The organism is Dyella sp. A6 (assembly GCF_036320485.1).
GTDB classification, from domain to species: domain Bacteria; phylum Pseudomonadota; class Gammaproteobacteria; order Xanthomonadales; family Rhodanobacteraceae; genus Rhodanobacter_A; species Rhodanobacter_A aluminiiresistens.
In genome coordinates, this window is record NZ_CP132911.1 from 1,966,612 (window position 1) to 1,984,414 (window position 17,803).

The 17,803-nt window shown below is 64.1% G+C and carries 14 protein-coding genes and 1 tRNA gene; 10 read left to right on the forward strand and 5 right to left on the reverse strand.

Annotated features, from left to right (window positions below):
* The first annotated feature begins 9 nt into the window (after nt 1-9).
* Entirely contained in the window at nt 10-3,189 is a 3,180-nt protein-coding gene (locus RA164_RS08725) for an efflux RND transporter permease subunit (RefSeq protein WP_329740479.1), read from the forward strand.
* A gap of 195 nt (nt 3,190-3,384) precedes the next feature.
* Here the strand turns inward: RA164_RS08725 and RA164_RS08730 are convergent, their stop codons facing one another.
* Nucleotides 3,385-4,545, reverse strand: a complete 1,161-nt coding sequence (locus tag RA164_RS08730) for an acyl-CoA dehydrogenase family protein (RefSeq protein WP_329740480.1) — start codon at nt 4,543-4,545, stop codon at nt 3,385-3,387.
* Between the two features lie 226 nt (nt 4,546-4,771).
* Here RA164_RS08730 and RA164_RS08735 point away from each other — a divergent pair, with 226 nt between their 5' ends.
* From RA164_RS08735 to metH, 3 genes are read left to right on the forward strand one after another with little or no spacing between them, the layout of a single operon-like run.
* Nucleotides 4,772-5,698 (forward strand): ArsR/SmtB family transcription factor, encoded by a 927-nt coding sequence (locus RA164_RS08735; protein ID WP_329740481.1) that lies wholly within the window; start codon nt 4,772-4,774, stop codon nt 5,696-5,698.
* Nucleotides 5,699-5,708: 10 nt separating this feature from the next.
* Entirely contained in the window at nt 5,709-6,791 is a 1,083-nt protein-coding gene (locus RA164_RS08740; RefSeq protein ID WP_329740482.1) for a homocysteine S-methyltransferase family protein, read from the forward strand.
* Between the two features lie 4 nt (nt 6,792-6,795).
* Nucleotides 6,796-9,489, forward strand: a complete 2,694-nt coding sequence (gene metH / locus RA164_RS08745; protein ID WP_329740483.1) for a methionine synthase — start codon at nt 6,796-6,798, stop codon at nt 9,487-9,489.
* Between the two features lie 30 nt (nt 9,490-9,519).
* Here the strand turns inward: metH and RA164_RS08750 are convergent, their stop codons facing one another.
* Nucleotides 9,520-9,852: a lipid-A-disaccharide synthase N-terminal domain-containing protein gene (locus RA164_RS08750; RefSeq protein WP_329740484.1), complete on the reverse strand. Its 333-nt coding sequence runs from the start codon at nt 9,850-9,852 to the stop codon at nt 9,520-9,522.
* A gap of 127 nt (nt 9,853-9,979) precedes the next feature.
* Between RA164_RS08750 and RA164_RS08755 the strand changes: the two genes are divergently transcribed.
* Nucleotides 9,980-10,054: transfer RNA gene (locus RA164_RS08755), tRNA-Val, on the forward strand.
* 447 nt (nt 10,055-10,501) lie between these two features.
* Here the strand turns inward: RA164_RS08755 and RA164_RS08760 are convergent.
* The gene (locus RA164_RS08760) at nt 10,502-10,993 is read right to left on the reverse strand and encodes a DUF2938 family protein (protein WP_329740485.1); all 492 of its coding nucleotides are present in this window, start codon (nt 10,991-10,993) and stop codon (nt 10,502-10,504) included.
* A 34-nt stretch (nt 10,994-11,027) separates the two neighbouring features.
* Nucleotides 11,028-11,582 carry a TetR/AcrR family transcriptional regulator gene (locus tag RA164_RS08765; RefSeq protein WP_329740486.1) on the reverse strand — a complete coding sequence of 185 codons (555 nt, stop codon included), beginning with the start codon at nt 11,580-11,582 and terminating at the stop codon, nt 11,028-11,030.
* Between the two features lie 233 nt (nt 11,583-11,815).
* On the opposite strand from RA164_RS08765, the gene RA164_RS08770 reads away from it, so the two are divergent.
* The 5 genes from RA164_RS08770 to RA164_RS08790 all read left to right on the forward strand — a co-directional run bounded on the left by RA164_RS08770 (nt 11,816) and on the right by RA164_RS08790 (nt 16,407).
* The gene (locus tag RA164_RS08770; protein WP_329740487.1) at nt 11,816-13,009 is read left to right on the forward strand and encodes an MFS transporter; all 1,194 of its coding nucleotides are present in this window, start codon (nt 11,816-11,818) and stop codon (nt 13,007-13,009) included.
* A gap of 28 nt (nt 13,010-13,037) precedes the next feature.
* Complete coding sequence (gene trxA, locus RA164_RS08775) at nt 13,038-13,358, forward strand: thioredoxin (protein WP_329740488.1); 321 nt, start codon at nt 13,038-13,040, stop codon at nt 13,356-13,358.
* Nucleotides 13,358-14,308 (forward strand): thioredoxin-disulfide reductase, encoded by a 951-nt coding sequence (gene trxB / locus RA164_RS08780; protein WP_329740489.1) that lies wholly within the window; start codon nt 13,358-13,360, stop codon nt 14,306-14,308. Before trxA ends, trxB begins: the two co-directional genes overlap by 1 nt.
* 66 nt (nt 14,309-14,374) lie before the next feature.
* A complete protein-coding gene (locus RA164_RS08785) occupies nt 14,375-14,815 on the forward strand; it encodes an OsmC family protein (RefSeq protein WP_329740490.1) in 441 nt (146 codons plus the stop codon).
* Between the two features lie 554 nt (nt 14,816-15,369).
* Nucleotides 15,370-16,407, forward strand: a complete 1,038-nt coding sequence (locus tag RA164_RS08790) for a BPSS1187 family protein (protein WP_329740491.1) — start codon at nt 15,370-15,372, stop codon at nt 16,405-16,407.
* A 316-nt stretch (nt 16,408-16,723) separates the two neighbouring features.
* Here the strand turns inward: RA164_RS08790 and RA164_RS08795 are convergent, their stop codons facing one another.
* The gene (locus tag RA164_RS08795) at nt 16,724-17,377 is read right to left on the reverse strand and encodes a hypothetical protein (RefSeq protein ID WP_329740492.1); all 654 of its coding nucleotides are present in this window, start codon (nt 17,375-17,377) and stop codon (nt 16,724-16,726) included.
* Nucleotides 17,378-17,803 lie beyond the last annotated feature (426 nt).

Below are 17,803 nucleotides of genomic sequence, written 5' to 3' on the forward strand. Positions count from 1 at the left end.
AGCGACGACATGCCGAGTTTTTTCATCGACCGCCCGATTTTCGCGTGGGTGGTAGCCATCCTGATCTCGCTGGGAGGCGTGCTGGCCATCCTCAACCTGGGTGTCGAGTCGTACCCGAACATCGCCCCGCCCCAGGTGACCGTGACGGCCAGCTATCCGGGTGCGAGTGCCCAGACCACCGAGAAGACCGTCACCCAGGTCATCGAACAGCAGCTCACCGGCATCGACCACCTGCTGTACTTCAGCTCAACCTCCAGTTCGACCGGCCAGGCGCAGATCACGCTGACCTTCCAGACCGGCACCGATCCGGACATCGCCCAGGTGCAGGTGCAGAACAAGGTCTCGCTGGCCACGCCTCACCTGCCCAGCGAGGTGACCGCCCAGGGCGTGGTGGTGGCCAAGGCCAATGCCGGCTTCCTGATGGTGGCGGCGCTGCGCTCCGACAACCCGAGCATCGGCCGCAACCGCCTCAACGACATCGTGGCGTCGGAAGTGCTTGACCAGATCTCGCGCATTCCCGGCGTCGGCAGCACCAACCAGTTCGGCTCCGAATACGCCATGCGCATCTGGCTGAACCCGGACAAGCTGCACGGCTACGGCCTGTCGGCGACCGACGTGCTGAATGCGGTCGAGGCGCAGAACGTGCAGTTCGCAGCCGGCTCGATCGGTGCCGACCCCGCCGTTCCCGGCCAGGGTTTCACCGCCAGCGTAAGTGCCGAGGGGCGCTTCACCACGCCGCAGCAGTTCGCCAACATCATCCTGCGCACCAATACCGACGGCACCACGGTGACGCTGGGCGACGTCGCCAGGATCGGCTTCGGGCCGCAGAACTACGGCTTCAACACCGTATACAACGGCAAGCCCATCGGTGCCTTCGGCATCCAGTTGCTGCCCGGCGCCAACGCGCTCAACGTGGCGACCGCGGTACGCGCCAAGCTGGCGCAGTTGTCCAATTCGTTCCCGCCGGGCGTCAGCTGGTTCGTTCCCTACGACAGCACCTCCTTCGTGAAGATTTCGATCCACGAAGTGGTGCAGACCTTGTTCGAGGCGATCGCGCTGGTGTTCCTGGTGATGTGGCTGTTCCTGCAGAACATCCGCGCCACCATCATTCCCACCCTGGTGATTCCGGTGGCCCTGCTGGGCACCTTCCTGGGCATGCTCGCGATCGGCTTCACCATCAACCAGCTGACCCTTTTCGGCATGGTGCTAGCCATCGGCATCGTGGTCGACGACGCGATCGTGGTGATCGAGAACGTCGAGCGCATCATGACCGAGGAAAACCTGTCGCCCAAGGAGGCCACCCGCAAGGCCATGGGGCAGATCACCGGTGCGGTGGTGGCGATCACCGTGGTGCTGGCGGCGGTGTTCGTGCCATCGGCACTGCAGCCTGGCGCCTCGGGCATCATCTACAAGCAGTTCGCGCTGACGATCGCGCTGTCGATGGGCTTTTCGGCTTTCCTGGCACTGTCGTTCACGCCGGCTCTGTGCGCCAGCTTCCTGCAGCCGGAACACCACAAGAAGAAGAATTTCATCTTCCGCAAGTTCAACGACCTATTTGCCTGGTCCACCCATCGGTATACCGGTCACGTCGGCCATGCGGTGAAGCATGCGCCGCGCTGGATGCTGGCGTTCGTGGTGATCTCGGTGCTGGCTGGCTATCTATACACCCGCCTGCCCGGCAGCTTCCTGCCCGAGGAAGACCAGGGCTACGCCTTGTCGGTGATCCAGCTGCCACCGGGCGCAACCAAGGAACGCACGACCCAGGTCATGACGCAGATGCTGGGCATCCTGCGCAAGGACCCCGCGGTCGAGGGCGTGCTGCAGGTTACCGGCTTCAGCTTCATCGGCAAGGGCGAAAATGCCGGCATGGCCTTCATCAGGCTCAAGGACTGGAGCAAGCGCAACGTCACCGCCGAACAGTTCATACAACGGGCGAACCGGGAACTGCACCAGATCAATGGCGCAAGGATCTTCGTAGCCAACATCCCCACGGTGCAGGGTCTCGGCCAGTTCGGTGGCTTCGACATGTACCTGCAGGACCGTAGCGGTGCCGGGCGAGCGGCGTTGACCAACGCGCGCAACCTGCTGCTGGCCAAGGCCGCCCAGGACAAGATGCTGACCGGGGTGCGGCCCAACTCGCTCAACGATGCCCCACAGCTGCACCTGCAGGTGGATCGTGTGCAGGCTCAGTCGATGGGTCTGTCGGTCAGCGATGTCTACAACGCCATCCGGCTGATGCTGGCACCGACCTATGTGAACGACTTCACCTACGGCGGCCGCGTCAAGAAGGTGATGCTGCAGGCCGATGCGCCGTATCGCATGGGCCCGGACGCGTTGCAGCACTTCTATACCCCGAGCACTACCGAGACGAACAGCGACGGCACGCCGGCCATGATTCCGATATCCAACGTGGTGCATACCAGTTGGACCATGGCCTCACCCTCGCTGACCCGCTACAACGGCTACCCGGCCGTGGAGATCGTTGGCTCGCCGGCACCCGGTTTTGCCTCGGGCCAGGCCATGACCGAGATGGAAAAGATCGTCAACAACGATCTACCGCACGGTTATGGCTACGACTGGACCGGTCAGTCCTACCAGGAAATCATTTCCGGCAACGCTGCCACGCTTCTGATGGTGCTGTCGGTAGTGATCGTGTTCCTGGCCCTGGCCGCGCTCTACGAGAGCTGGTCGATCCCGGTATCGGTGTTGCTGGTAGTGCCGCTGGGCCTGCTTGGTACGGTGGTGTTTACCCTGCTGCGCGGTCTGTCCGACGACATCTACTTCAAGATCGGCCTGATCACGGTGATCGGCCTGGCGGCCAAGAACGCGATCCTGATCGTGGAGTTCGCGGTCGAACAGCAGCAGCACGGACGGACCCTGCGGGAAGGCGTCATCGAGGCCGCGCGCCTGCGACTGCGTCCGATCTTGATGACCTCGCTAGCGTTCATCCTGGGCGTGTTCCCGCTGTTCATCTCCACCGGTGCCGGCGCCAATGCGCGCCATGCCATCGGCACCGGCGTGATCGGCGGCATGCTGTTCGCCACCGTGTTCGGCCTGCTGCTGATTCCGGTGTTCTACGTGGTGGTGCGCCGCCTGTTGGGCGACAAGCTGGACGGCGACGAACAGGTACCGCCGGCATCGGGCACGAACATGCAGTCGTTCGATTCCGATCCACGACACGGGCATTGAAATGCAGGCGTGAGTCGAGAGGAGTGAAAGTGGTTGCCCGCAGGTTCGTGGAGTCGGCGTGGTGACCTGGTACCCCGTGATTCAGCTGTCCATACAGAAAAGGCCCCGGCTTGTGCCGGGGCCTTTTTTTGAAATCTGCGCGCGGTGAGCGCTCGACCACTCCTCTCCGCTCACTTCCCGCGCCCAGCTCCTAGCTCACCTGAGTCCGGTTTCGTTACGCGCGATCACGATGCGCTGGATTTCGCTGGTGCCTTCGTAGATCTCGGTGATCTTGGCGTCGCGGAAGTAGCGTTCCAGCGGCATTTCCTTCGAATAGCCCATGCCGCCGTGAATCTGCACCGCCTGATGAGCAATCCACATCGCCGCTTCCGACGCGGTGAGCTTGGCCACCGATGCCTCGGTACCGAAGCGGCCGCCGTTCTTTTCTGCCTCGCCCTTGGCCCAGGCCGCGCGCAAGGTGAGCAGGGTCGCCGCATCGAGCTTGCACTTCATGTCGGCGATCTTGGCCTGGGTCATCTGGAAGGTGCCGATCGGGTGACCGAACGCCTTGCGGTCGCGTGACCACTGCAGCGTCGCCTCATAGGCGGCGCGCGCGATGCCCACGGCCTGCGAAGCGATGCCGATGCGACCGGCGTCGAGCACGCCCATCGCGATGGAGAAGCCCTTGCCCTCCTCGCCCAGCAGGTCGTCCTTCGAGCAAACATATTCGTTGAGCTCGATCTCGCAGGTAGCCGAGGCACGGATGCCCAGCTTGGGCTCGGTCTTGCCCGCATGGAAGCCCGGCTTCTGTGTGTCGATGATGAAGGCCGACACGCCTTTGGCACCGATCCCAGGCGTGGTGATCGCGAATAGCACGATGTAGCGGCACACCGGGCCGGAGGTGATCCAGCTCTTCTTGCCGTTGATCACCCAGTCACCGTTTTCGTTCCTGGCAGCGCGGGTATGCATGGCCGACGCATCCGAACCGGACTGCGGCTCGGTCAGCGCATAGGCGCCAATCGCCTCACCCTGGGCGATGGCGCGCACGTACTTCTGCTTCTGCTCTTCGGTGCCGTGCTTGAGGATGCCGTTGCAGAACAGCGAATTGTTCACCGACATCACGGTGGAGGTGGCCGCATCGGCCGCGGCAATTTCGATCATAGCCAGCACATAGGCCACCGGGTCCATGCCCGCACCGCCGTACTCGTGCGGCACCTCGATGCCCATCAGTCCGAGCTGACCCATCTCGCGGATGTTGTCCAGCGGGAACTCGCCCCTGGCGTCCAGCTCGGCCGCCACGGGCGCAATGCGTCGCTGCGCAAAATCGCGCGCAATGGCCTGGATCGACAACTGGTCTTCGGTAAAGCTGAAATCCATGGAAAGCTCCAATGGGGGTAAGAAAGCCCGCCATTTTAGCGTCCCTGCCCGTCCGACCCATGTGCGGATGCAGCAGAAAGCAGGGGCGCGCGTGGACAGAAATCCGGAGCCTCATAGGCTTACAAAGTCACCTCTCACCCATCGCGCCCACATAACTTGGCTCTTGACGTGGAGCCAACCACCGCCTAGCCTTATTGATCTCTCTATCGAGATAAAAGGATGCAATGTGGATCTGGCCACCGCCTCCAGCGTGTTGCGCCTGCTGGCCGACCCCACTCGCGTACGCCTGCTCGCCCTGCTTGAACGCGAGGAATTGACCGTGGCCGAGCTGGCCTCGGTGCTGCACCTGGCCCAACCGCGCGTGTCCACGCACCTGGCCAAGCTGAAGGAAGCGAACCTGGTGCGCGACCGTCGCGCCGGCGTGTCCGCCTATTACCGCGCGAACAACGAAGGCGACAACCACCAGCACGCTCTGCTGCACTCGCTGCGCGAGAGTATCGACGACGCCCTGCTGCGCGAGGACGCAGCCCGACTGCCCTCGGTGCTGGCCAGCCGGGCGCGCGAAGCGGGCTGGGCCGACACCGTGGCCGGCGACATGGAACGCCACTACTCACCCGGCCGCACCTGGGAAACCCTGGCCCGCTCGCTGCTGCAGCTGCTGGAAACCGGCGACGTGCTGGACATCGCCTCCGGCGACGGCATCACCGCCGAGCTGCTGGCCCCGCATGCGCGCTCCATTGTATGCGTCGACTCCAGCGAACGCGTGGTCGCCGCGGCCAGCCAGCGCCTGAAGCCGTTTTCCAACGTGAAGGTGATACAGGGCGACATGCATGCGCTGGAGCTGGGCCGCCAGCGTTTCGACCTGGTGCTGATGCTGCATGCGCTGACCTACGCCGAGCAACCGGCCCGGGCCGTCGCCGAAGCCGCAGGCGTCCTGCGCAGCGGCGGACGCCTGCTGGCCGTTACCTTGGGCAAACACGACCACCGCGCTGCCGTGGAACCATTCGACCACCGCAACCTGGGCTTTACCCAGGCCGAGCTGGAAGCTTACGCACGTGCCGCCGACCTCGACGTGTTCAGCGTCACCCGGCTCAGTCGCGAGCGCAAGGCGCCGCATTTCGAAGTCATCAGCCTGCTGGCCCAGAAGAAGTGAGAACACCACGATGAGTACCCTGCCCTGGCTGCATCCCGAACGTGTCGCCCTGCTGGAAAAGGCGCTGCGCGAACGCATCCTGGTGCTCGACGGCGGCATGGGCACCATGCTGCAGGGCCACCGGCTGGACGAGTCCGGCTACCGCGGCGAACGCTTCGAGCACGGCCGCGACGGTGAGCATGCGGCCCACCACGACCACCCGGGCTGTGACCTCAAGGGCAACAACGACCTGCTCAGCCTGACCCAGCCCGAGATCATCCGCGGCGTGCACGAGGCCTACCTGGATGCCGGCGCCGACCTGGTCGAGACCAACACCTTCAACAGCACGCGGATCAGCCAGGCCGACTACCAGCTCGAACACCTGGTGCCCGAGCTGAACCGGGAAGGCGCCCGGCTGGCCCGCGCCGCCGCCGACGCCTTCAGCGCCAGGACGCCGGACCGGCCGCGCTTCGTGATCGGCGTGCTCGGCCCGACCAGCCGCACCGCCTCGCTGTCGCCGGACGTCAACGATCCCGGCTTCCGCAATGTCAGCTTCGAGGAACTGGCCGCCAACTACACCGAGGCTGCCGCCGGACTGATCGATGGCGGTGCGGACACGATCATGGTCGAAACCATCTTCGACACGCTGAACGCCAAGGCCGCGCTGTTCGCCCTGGCCGGGCTGTTCCGCGAACGCGGCGCACGCCTGCCGGTGATGATCTCCGGCACCATCACCGACCGCTCGGGGCGCACCCTGTCCGGGCAGACCGCCGAAGCCTTCTGGTACTCGGTGAGTCATGCGCGCCCGCTGTCGGTGGGCTTCAACTGCGCACTGGGTGCGTCCGACCTGCGTCCGCACGTGCAGACCCTGGCGCAGAACGCCGAATGCCACGTCAGCACCCACCCCAACGCCGGCCTGCCGAACGCCTTCGGCGAATACGACGAGACGCCCGAGCAGATGGCCGAAGTGATCGCCGGCTTCGCCCGCGACGGCCTGCTGAACCTGGTCGGCGGCTGCTGCGGCACCACGCCCGCGCACATCCGCGCGATTGCCGAGGCGGTCCGTTCGCTGCCGCCACGCCCGCTTTCCTCCACCCAAGCCGAAGCCGCCTGAATCGATGACCACCCGCTACACCCGCCTGTCCGGCCTCGAACCGCTGGTCATCACGCCCGACCTCAACTTCGTCAATGTCGGTGAGCGCACCAACGTCACCGGTTCGGCCAAGTTCCGCAAACTGATCAAGGAAAACCGCTACGAGGAAGCCGTGGAGGTGGCGCGGCACCAGGTCGAGAACGGCGCGCAGATCATCGACGTCAACATGGACGAGGGCCTGATCGACTCCGAGGCGGCGATGACGCGCTTCCTCAACCTGATCGCCGCCGAGCCCGACATCGCCCGCGTGCCGGTCATGGTGGACTCGTCCAAGTGGAGCGTGATCGAGGCCGGCCTGCGCTGCCTGCAAGGCAAAGGCATCGTCAACTCCATTTCGCTCAAGGAAGGCGAGGAAGCCTTCCTTCAGCACGCGCGGATGGTGCGCCAGTACGGCGCCGCCGCGGTGGTGATGGCCTTCGACGAAAAGGGCCAGGCCGACACCTGCGAGCGCAAGGTGGCGATCTGCACGCGCGCCTACGAGCTGCTCACCGGCACGCTGGACTTCCCGCCCGAGGACATCGTCTTCGACCCCAACATCTTCGCCATCGCCACCGGCATCGAGGAGCACGACAACTATGCGGTGGACTTCATCGAAGCCACCCGCGAGCTGAAGCGACGCTTCCCGTACAGCCATGTCTCCGGCGGCGTGTCCAACGTGTCGTTCTCGTTCCGCGGCAACGACACCGTGCGCGAGGCGATCCATTCGGTATTCCTGTACCACGCCATCGCCGCCGGCATGGACATGGGTATCGTCAACGCCGGCGCGCTGGCGATCTACGACGACCTGGACGCCGAACTGCGCGAACGCGTTGAGGACGTGGTGCTGAACCGACGCCCCGACGCCACCGAGCGCCTGCTGGCGATCGCCGACAACTTCCGCGCGAAAAAGGGCGAGGTGACCGTCGAGACCCTGGCATGGCGCGAAAAGCCCGTGCAGGAACGGCTGGCCCACGCCCTCGTCCACGGCATCGACCAGTACGTGGAAGAAGACACCGAGGCCGCACGCCAGGCATCGACACGTCCGCTGGACGTGATCGAAGGCCCGCTGATGGCCGGCATGAATATCGTTGGCGACCTGTTCGGTGCCGGCAAGATGTTCCTGCCGCAGGTGGTGAAATCGGCCCGCGTGATGAAGAAGGCGGTGGCCTACCTGCTGCCCTACATCGAGGCCGAGAAGGCGCGCACCGGCGACAGCGGCAGGAGCAACGGCAAGATCGTCATGGCCACGGTCAAGGGTGACGTGCACGACATCGGCAAGAACATCGTCGGCGTGGTACTCCGCTGCAACAACTTCGAGGTGATCGATCTTGGCGTAATGGTGCCCGCGCAGAAGATCCTCGACACCGCCCGCGACGAAGGCGCCGACATGATCGGCCTGTCCGGCCTGATCACGCCGTCGCTGGAGGAAATGAGCCAGGTGGCGCGCGAGATGCAGCGCCAGGATTTCCGCATTCCGCTGCTGATCGGAGGTGCCACCACCTCACGCGCGCACACCGCGCTGAAGATCGAGCCGCACTACCAATCGCCCACGGTCTGGGTGAAGGACGCCTCGCGCGCCGTCGGTGTGGCGCAGTCGCTGGTCAGCAAAGACCTGGTCGATGCGTTCATGGCGAAGATCCGCAGCGACTACGCCGAGATCCGCGAACGCCATCGCCAGCGCGGTCCCGGCAAGCAGCTGGTGACGCTCGCAAAGGCCCGTGCCCAGCGCTTCAGCTGCGACTGGGCCGACTATCAGCCACCGCAGCCGGCCAGGCCGGGGCTCACCGTTTTCGACGACTACGACCTGTCCGAACTGCGCAGGTACATCGACTGGACTCCGTTCTTCCAGGCCTGGGAACTGGCCGGCCGCTACCCGGCGATCCTCGACGACGACATCGTCGGACCGCAGGCGACCGAACTGTTCGACGATGCGCAGAAGATGCTCGACCGCATCATCGCGGAACGTTGGCTGCGCGCCCGCGCGGTCATCGGCTTCTGGCCCGCCTCCGGCAACGGCGACGACGTCGAGATTTATGCCGACCCGTCACGCTCGCAGCATCTGGCCACCCTGCATCACCTGCGCCAGCAGGCCGACAAGCCGGTCGAACGGCCGGACTTCTGCCTCAGCGACTTCATCGCCCCCGGCGACAGCGGCAGGCCCGACTGGATCGGCGGTTTCGCCGTCACTGCCGGCATCGGCATCGAGGAACACGTGGCGCGCCTCGAGGCCGCCCACGACGACTATTCGGCGATCCTGCTGAAGGCACTGGCCGACCGCCTGGCCGAAGCCTTCGCCGAGCGCATGCACGAGCGCGTGCGCCGCGAATTCTGGGGCTACGCCCCGGACGAGGCACTGGACAACGACGCCCTGATCGACGAGAGCTACCGTGGCATCCGTCCCGCACCCGGCTACCCGGCCTGCCCCGACCACACCGAGAAAGCCACCCTGTTCCAGCTGCTCGACGCCACCGCGAACGCCGGCATCACGCTGACCGAAGGGTTCTCGATGTATCCCGCCGCCGCGGTTTCCGGCTGGTACTTCGCGCACCCCGGCAGCCAGTACTTCGTGGTGGGCCGGCTCAGCCGCGAGCAGGTCGAGGACTACGCGCGCCGCAAGGGCTGGAGCCGCGAACAGGCCGAGCGCTGGCTGGCATCCAACCTCGACTACGACCCGGACTGACGCCGATACCGGCGTCGCGGCCGGCCAGCATCAGCTCGACAGGTCGCCGGTGATGCTGTTCTTCTTGTGGCGCAGGTGCACGACCAGGTTGTAGACCGACACGAACACCGGGAAGAAATTGGACAGGATGCCCACCGAGTCGTTCTTGCCGAAAATGAAGTAGGTCAGCAGCAGCGCGCTGCCGATCACCGACAGCACCCAGAATGCCAGCGGCATCACCACCCGCTTGTGCTTGCGCGTGTAGTAAAGCTGCACGAACCAGCGGCTGGTGAACATCAGCGTGCCGGCAAAGCCGACCACCTTCCAGGACGTCAGCTGGAACTGCTCCAGCGATTGCAGTAGGTGTGCGAGGTCGAGGTGCATGATAAGTTTGACAGGTTCGGCCGCAGGCAAAGCGGCATTCTAGCAACCCGGCACCGGATACAGATCATCCGGCACATCTTCCTGTTGACCTGTGCCCCGCCACCCCGTATATTTGCGCGCTCTCGGCGGGCGGTTAGCTCAGCGGTAGAGCACTGCCTTCACACGGCAGGTGTCACAAGTTCGATCCTTGTACCGCCCACCACTTGTTTCAAGAAACAAGCAGTTACGGAAGAGCCCGATTCCCGCCGAGTCGGGCTTTTTTGTGCGTCAAGCGCGCGATGTGCGGCTCACCCCACAGACAAGGCAAAGCGGCAATGGCCGGCGCATCGGATCAGCACACCTGCGCCGTAACAGGCGTACTGCTTGCAGAACGCATGCGGCACGACTGTCGTGCTGTCCTGCTGTCCTGCTCCGTGATGCACCCGCATGCCATCCGCTCGCTATTTTTTGGACGACCGCAGCGTCCATCGAGGGCAAGCAATCGGTCATAGGCGACCCGTGAATGGGTCAGCTTGTGCAAGTGCGCCGCAACCCATTGCGATGGCCCCCACACCTGCTTGAGGAAGTCCCTGCCGGGCGCAAGTGCGCACTCCACCTGGGTGGTGTTACCGGTGTGACGCGGGTGGTCTATCGCGAAGCGCAGTGCAACTCACACCTTTGCGCTGAGCCAGAGTGCCGCGCCATACAACCCCAGCGCGTAGACTGAATGAGCCACGATCAGGTACGCAATCATCGCGCCCTGATTGGGCAGTCTGGCGCCCATCAGGCCTGCCCCCAGCCCCGGCATCAGGATCATCAGCCCGGCCAGTGTGCTGACCACCACACCGATGAAGACCACTGGCCACACGGTCGGCGCGCCCACGAAGCCGATGCCCCAGATCAGCAGAATCAATACCGCGTAAGCGATGCCAATGACGTAGTGAAAGGCCCAGCCCAGTGCAAGTTCACCGCCGGTCGGCGGCGAGGGGCTGCTGCCATCGAGAACCAGATGGCCGGTCGGGATGCCGCGAAGCCAGCGGCCCACCATGCCCCAATCGGTTGGTTCAATACCGGTGGCCAGGCGCGCTATGCGTACCCAGATATCCAGAACCAGGGTGGATATCACGCCCGTGAACAGGCAGAACAGGATCGCATCTTTCATGGGGAAACTCGGCGGATGGGGTCAACGGGAAGGATCAGGTGCTCGGGGCACAAGGACCCCACAGGCGCATGAGCAGCTCCGCCCCCTTGTGCAGAGTGTCGGCGGTTGCGCCATCGCGACTCTGGATCGCCACGCCCTTGAGGAAGCTATCGATGGTCAATGCCAGCGCGGCGCAATCGGTGCCCGTCGGCAGTTCGCCGGTTTCCATGCCGGCCATGACACATTCGACGATGGCTGCGCCGGTGATGCGCCGTGCCTGGGCAACTTCCTGCTCGACGCGACTGTTGTCGCCAAAGCAATTGAAGCCAGAGAGCACCGCCATGCACCCGCTTGGCGTGTCCTTGGAGGTCTGGGTGTCGATGGCCTGATGCAGCATGGCGCGCATGGCCTCGCGCGGTCCGTCGGGCCGGACATGCAGACGTTCGGCCAGCTCACCGCAGGTCCGCATGTAAAGCGCCAGACATTCGCTGAAGAGGTTTTCCTTGCAGCCGAATGCTGCGTAGAAGCTTGCTGCCGAGAGATCCCCCAAGGCTGACCGCAGCTCCGACAGCGTGGTCGCTTCGAAGCCGCGCTCCCAGAACAGCAGCATCGCCTTTTCCACCGCGGCATCGCGGTCGAATGTGCGTGGGCGTCCTGTGCGAGCCATGCGGAGATCCAGCGGAATGAACGACTTATAGAATATTTGATCCAGAAGTCATTGACAACGCGCCGATCGCAGGTAATTTATGGATCGCTCATTCCATAAATAACGTTCCCATGACCACTGCACTACCCGGGCAGGCGCCCACTCCTCGTATCCCCCTTGGCTTGTTGGCCTTGGCCATGGCTGCACTGGCCATCGGCATGGCGGAGTTCATCGTGGTGGGCATTCTTCCGGCCATTGCCACCGACATGCAGGTGTCTTTGCCCAGGGCCGGCATGATCGTGAGCGTGTATGCGGTGGCTGTCGCCGTGGCGGCACCACTGTTGACCGCGCTGACCGGACGGATGGACCGCCGCTGGCTCGCCGCGGGTCTGATGGGCGTCTTCGTGGTGGGCAACCTGGTGGCCTACTTCGCCCCCGACTTCGCAACGCTGCTGGTTTCACGCGCACTCGCCGGTGCGGTGCAAGGTGTGTTCTATTCAATGGCCACCGTGGTCGCCGCCAGCCTGGTCCCCAAGGCGCGAGCCGGTGAAGCGATCGCCATCATGTTCTCCGGCCTGACCATCGCACTGGTATCCGGCGTGCCGCTGGGCGCCTTCATCACCGAGGCGATGGGCTGGCGCGCAGCATTTCTGATGGTGTCGGTGGTCGGTGCGCTGGCCGCACTCGTGATCATGCTGTTCCTGCCCAAGAATATCGAGCGCCCGGCGCCGGCCCATATCCGTGACCAGTTCAAGGTGGTGCTGGTGCCGCGCCTGGTGCTGGTGTTCGCGATTACATGCATCGGTTATGGCGGTGCGTTCATTGCCTTCACCTTCCTCTCCGACATCCTGCAGCGCGTGACCGGCTTCAGCCAGAACCAGGTCGGCGCGGTGCTGGTGGCCTACGGCGCGGCGGTGACGGTGGGCAACATGTGGTGTGCCAAGCTGGCTGATCGCAAGGGCGCCGTGCCGACCATCTTCGGCATTCTGGCCGTGCTCACCCTGATGCTGAGCCTGCTGTCGTTGGTGGCACCGCATCCCTACGCGATGGTGCCCGTGGTGATGGTGTGGGGGGCGGTGGCCTTCGGTTCGATCCCGGTGCTTCAGCTCTATGTCGTGCAGCAGGCGAAGCGCCTGGCGCCGACCTCGCTGGATGCGTCTTCCAGCATGAACATCTCCGCCTTCAATGCCGGCATCGCCTTGGGTGCCTGGGCCGGCGGCATCGTCGTGGCGCGCTCGGGTGTCATGGCCACAGGCCCTGCGGCCGCTGCCGTGGTGGCGGTAAGCGTGTTGCTGGTCCTGGTCAGTGGCTGGCTGGACCGGCGCGACTGCGCGGCGGAACGCGCGCGCCATGGCGGCCGCTGTGCCGACGAAGTCGCCAGTGCGGCCTAACTGCCCCCTTCCCCAACAAGGACTCCGAATGACTACCTCGCTCACCGAAGACAATTTCGACACCGCCATCGCCAAGGCACCCGGTACCCACGTGATCCGCTTCTGGGCCGGCTGGTGCAGGCCATGCTCGATGATCCTGCCGATCTTCACGGACGTCGCCAATCAGTTGAAGTCGGTGGCGCACTTCGCCGAGGTCGACATCGATGCGCAACCCAGGCTGGCGGCACGGTTCGGAATCCGCTCGATCCCCACCATCGTGGTGGTCAAGGACGGTCAGGTCGTCGACAGCCACACCGGTCTGGCGGACAAGAGCCGACTCAGCCAACTGGTGATGAGGCACCTGGTCTGATGGACGCCGTCCATCATCGCCTGATCATCCTGGGCTCCGGCCCGGCCGGATGGACTGCTGCTGTCTATGCCGCGCGCGCCAACCTCAAGCCCGTGGTGATCACCGGCCTGCAACAGGGTGGCCAGCTGATGACCACCACCGAAGTGGACAACTGGCCGGGCGACGCCGATGGCTTGATGGGGCCGGACCTGATGGCGCGCATGCAAGCCCACGCCGAGCGCTTCCAGACCGAGGTCGTGTTCGACCACATCCACACCGCCGATGTCTCCCGGCGACCCTTCAAGCTGTGCGGCGACTCGAGCGAGTACACCTGCGATGCGCTGATCATCGCCACCGGCGCCACGGCCAGGTATCTGGGGCTGGCGTCGGAAGAAGCGTTCAAGGGACGGGGCGTGTCGGCCTGCGCGACCTGCGACGGCTTCTTCTACCGCGACCAGGATGTGGCCGTGGTCGGCGGCGGCAACACCGCCGTGGAAGAAGCGTTGTACCTCGCCAACATCGCCAACAAGGTCTACCTGATCCACCGCCGCGACACCCTGCACGCCGAGAAGATCATGCAGGACAAGCTGCAGGCCAGGATCGACACCGGCAAGATCGTACCGGTGTGGCACCACGTGGTGGACGACGTGCTGGGCACCGAGGCCGGCGTGACCGGCCTTCGGGTCAAGTCGGTATTGGACGGCAGTGCCCAGGATCTGAAGGTCCACGGCTTCTTCGTGGCTATCGGACACACCCCCAACACCCGCCTGTTCGAAGACCAACTGGCCATGAACAACGGCTACCTGACCATCCAGTCAGGCTTGGACGGCAATGCCACTCAGACCACGGTGCCGGGCGTGTTCGCCGCTGGCGATGTGGCCGACCAGCATTACCGCCAGGCCATCACATCAGCAGGCTTCGGCTGCATGGCCGCGCTCGACGCCGAGCGTTTCCTGAGCAAGGCCGCCTGAATCAATCGTGGAGCGGTACCCCGCTGCCCCGCCATCGACCATTTCAAACCACGTGAGGATCTCTCCATGGCAACAAGTGAATTCAATCTGGACCTGGGCTGGCAGAACGGCTTCAAGGGCCTCGGGCTGATCAAGGGCAACGGCTTTGACGTGCCGATCAGCATCCCCGCCGCGCTGGGTGGCAGCGGTACCGGAGCGGGTCCGAAGGAACTGCTGGCTTCATCAGCGGCGGCCTGCTTCATCGCCACACTGACTGCCATCCTGGAAAGCCGCAAGGTGCCCGTGGCGGACCTGGCGGTGGCCACGCATGCGGTGGAGAGTGACGACACCATCCGCCTGAAGCACACGGCCAAGGTCACGGTTACCGACAGTGCTACCGAGGAGCAGATCGCTGGAGTGGAAGCGCTGGTTGCCCGCGCAGACAAGGCCTGCGCCGTCGGGAACATCCTGCGGAAGTCCGGTGTGGAAATCGAGTCGCATCTTGGCTCGGTGAGCAAAGCCGGCTGATCATCTGAAAATCGGCAACCTGCTGAAAATGACGCGCCGGGCCAGCTTGCGAAACCAACGCTGGCGGGCAACGGATACACCCCTACCGTCGTGCAGGTTCAACCTGGCCCGGCGTGATGACACTCAATGAACAGCCGCTTCGGGTCAGCGACCTTTGCTCTGCGCCCCGCACACCGTGTCGTGCGGGGCGCGGTCAAAGCCCGTCGATATACCTCTGGGATGTGGGTAACTTGCCGGCTTTGGCGATGGCAATGCAGCGCTCGAAATCAGTCCATGCCCTCGCCATTACCACCGTGGCGCAGGGTATGGTGCGCCATATCAACGCCCCTTCCGACGCAGGGTCGAACTCGCACGGTCTGATCCACATGCAAACCCGTTGACGGCCGCCATTGGCGTGGCAATCCGCAAGGGAGTGCTCTGCGATAAGCCGGTGGCCCCGGTTCAGACACCATCGTGCATCCTCGCCTTCGCCTCTCCCGCCAGACGCGAGGCACACGGCCTACCCGTCGCACCGACAAACGTCCATATCGCATGGATGGATTTTCATACCTTCGATGAACATGACATTGCGCCACCTGATCAGACGTGTCGAAAAAGTGTGGCCTCACGGCGCCGCGGCACGAATCCCGGCCATCATCCTGCTCCTCGCCAGCTCATCGACGGCACAATCAGCGTCTCCTGCCAGCTCCCAGCCGCTGGTCGAACATGAAATCAGCGTTTCCGTCGTCGACCCCGCGGCCCACCAACCCCCCAACAAGATCACGGGCAACGTCGACAGCAACATCTCGGTCGTCACGGATGCACCCGGCCAGCGCAAGGGTCGCTTGTTTCTCTTCATCGACGGGACGGGCACCTCCCCTGAAATGACGAAAGACATCGTGCTTTTTGCTGCAGGGCGCGGATACAACGCGGTTTCGATCGCCTATCCCAATAACACGGCAATTGCACAGATCTGCAAGACGTCGCCGGATCCGGATTGCACCGGGAAGGTACGGGAGGAAATGCTGACCGGCCGGGATACCTCGCCGCTCATCTCGGTTGCCAAGGCGGATGCTATTGAGCCCAGGCTGAAAGGTTTGCTGAATTACCTGCACAGACGATATCCGACCGAAGGCTGGGGACGATTTCTCTCGGGCCCGGGCATCGACTGGTCGCTCGTGAGCGTTGCCGGGCACTCTCAAGGTGCGGGCTATGCCGCAATGATCGCCAAAAGGCACGCGGTCTATCGGCTTCTGATGATCTCGGGCGTTGCAGACGTGACCGCTGACGGCGCCCCTGCTCCATGGCTTTTCAAGCCTGGCAAGACACCCCTGGACCGTGAATACGGCCTGACAAATCTCTTCGACCCCATCGTGCGATTCCGCAGGGCCAAGGACAGTTGGCATGCCATGGGACTCGATCGTTTTGGGCAGATCCGTTCCATTGATCGTCAGCCACCGCCCTATAAAGGCTCACATGAACTCGTCACGACCATGCGTACCGGACGCGGGATGGAAATCCATCTCAGCATGGCATTTGATAGGTTCCTGCCTGTAAGGGCAGATGGCATGCCCTACTATGCTCCGGCCTGGGCCTATACAGCCCTCCCCTGAAATCGGGAAATCACGAAACCGTTCCGATCGTCGATGAGCACTGCCTCACACGGCAGATGTCACAAGTTCGATCCTTGTACCGCCCACCAACTCAATACCTGCGAAGGGCCCGACACTGTCGGGCCCTTCGTCGTTGAAGGCAGCGGTAATGCATGGGCCACGTGCCGAAAGCCTAGCGGTCGATCGGCGACGGCGTGAAGACCGCGGAGTCCGGCTGGGGCAAGGGTTCGTCGCTGGGCGAAACCTGTTTACCGGACCAGAGGCCTGCGCGTGGCTCTGTATCCGATCAGCACCTGGTGCGCGTGCCCGCTGGCGCTCACCGCGCACCTCCCCTGCTTCCCAGACTCGATGGAAGTTCAATCCTGAATGGCGTCGGCGCCTTGCCCGTGGGATGGTCCCGCTCGGACATCAGGTCGTACTGTCCCTTGACGACCAGCTTGCCTCCCGCCAGAGCGAAGTTCCCGCCACCCTCGTCGACCCATGCCGTATAGGCAGCGGCAACGCCTGGCACATCAAGATCCTTCGAAGCCACGGTGGCACCGCACTTTCTCCTCAACTGCACCGCACGGAGCACGGTCTGCGAGGTGGACTGCTCCGAGTCCGTATCCATCTGGACCAGCACGTAGAGCATGCGGCGCGACGCCACGCAATGGGTGGCCCTGCCCTGGTAATAGTCCTTCGGTATAGGCAACTGCCGGTGCCAGACGAGCCGGCTGCCGGCGCCGATCAGATAAACGACAGGCCGCTCGTCCATGCCGTCCCGATCGGACTTGGCGCCTACCAGGCACCACTCTCCATCGCCAAGCCTGGCACGCGCATAGATATCCACGTCCGCCGGTAACTTCACCCCGGCCACGGCGGGTTCCTTGCCTGCATGCGGCACCGTCGAACCGGCACGTGCCCGCAAGGGTACGACCGTCGCGAACAGGACCAGAAACGCCAGTGCGCAGCAAACCTGCAGTCTCTTCATCGCCGCACGCCTCCATGCCGCACACTCCCATGCATCACACCCCATGCATCGCGGAAAGGGCTGAACAGGTGCATGGCGAGGAAACCCAGGCACAAGCCTGTGACACCGCCCCGGCGGGCGATGAGCAAACAAGTCGACTGGCAAGGCAAGCAGCTAGCGGCATGGGAACTCCGCCCAAGTAAAGCGTTTCGTGTCATTCGCAGGCAGCCCTCGCCCATTGAAATTGCACTCAATTAATTTGTATGGGCTTCAATCGCAGAAAGAGACAATCGGCGCCCATGGAGCTCCACGAATTGCGCCTGCGTCCAATGCTCCGAATTCAAGCCGCGACACTTCACGGTGTAAGCGAGGCGGGATGCTGCTCGTGCCAGGCAGGCCAACTGCGCATGGCGGTGCTGGCCATCTCCGATCGCAACATGCCAGCCT

Coding starts and splice junctions, on each gene's coding strand:
- RA164_RS08730 (WP_329740480.1), bottom strand. CDS start 4,545: ATGGATTTCAGCTTTACCGAAGACCAGTTGTCGATCCAGGCCATTGCG.
- RA164_RS08795 (WP_329740492.1), bottom strand. CDS start 17,377: ATGAAGAGACTGCAGGTTTGCTGCGCACTGGCGTTTCTGGTCCTGTTC.
- RA164_RS08770 (WP_329740487.1), top strand. CDS start 11,816: ATGGCTGCACTGGCCATCGGCATGGCGGAGTTCATCGTGGTGGGCATT.
- RA164_RS08785 (WP_329740490.1), top strand. CDS start 14,375: ATGGCAACAAGTGAATTCAATCTGGACCTGGGCTGGCAGAACGGCTTC.
- RA164_RS08765 (WP_329740486.1), bottom strand. CDS start 11,582: ATGCTGCTGTTCTGGGAGCGCGGCTTCGAAGCGACCACGCTGTCGGAG.
- RA164_RS08750 (WP_329740484.1), bottom strand. CDS start 9,852: ATGCACCTCGACCTCGCACACCTACTGCAATCGCTGGAGCAGTTCCAG.
- RA164_RS08740 (WP_329740482.1), top strand. CDS start 5,709: ATGAGTACCCTGCCCTGGCTGCATCCCGAACGTGTCGCCCTGCTGGAA.
- RA164_RS08725 (WP_329740479.1), top strand. CDS start 10: ATGCCGAGTTTTTTCATCGACCGCCCGATTTTCGCGTGGGTGGTAGCC.
- metH (WP_329740483.1), top strand. CDS start 6,796: ATGACCACCCGCTACACCCGCCTGTCCGGCCTCGAACCGCTGGTCATC.
- trxB (WP_329740489.1), top strand. CDS start 13,358: ATGGACGCCGTCCATCATCGCCTGATCATCCTGGGCTCCGGCCCGGCC.
- trxA (WP_329740488.1), top strand. CDS start 13,038: ATGACTACCTCGCTCACCGAAGACAATTTCGACACCGCCATCGCCAAG.
- RA164_RS08760 (WP_329740485.1), bottom strand. CDS start 10,993: ATGAAAGATGCGATCCTGTTCTGCCTGTTCACGGGCGTGATATCCACC.
- RA164_RS08790 (WP_329740491.1), top strand. CDS start 15,370: ATGAACATGACATTGCGCCACCTGATCAGACGTGTCGAAAAAGTGTGG.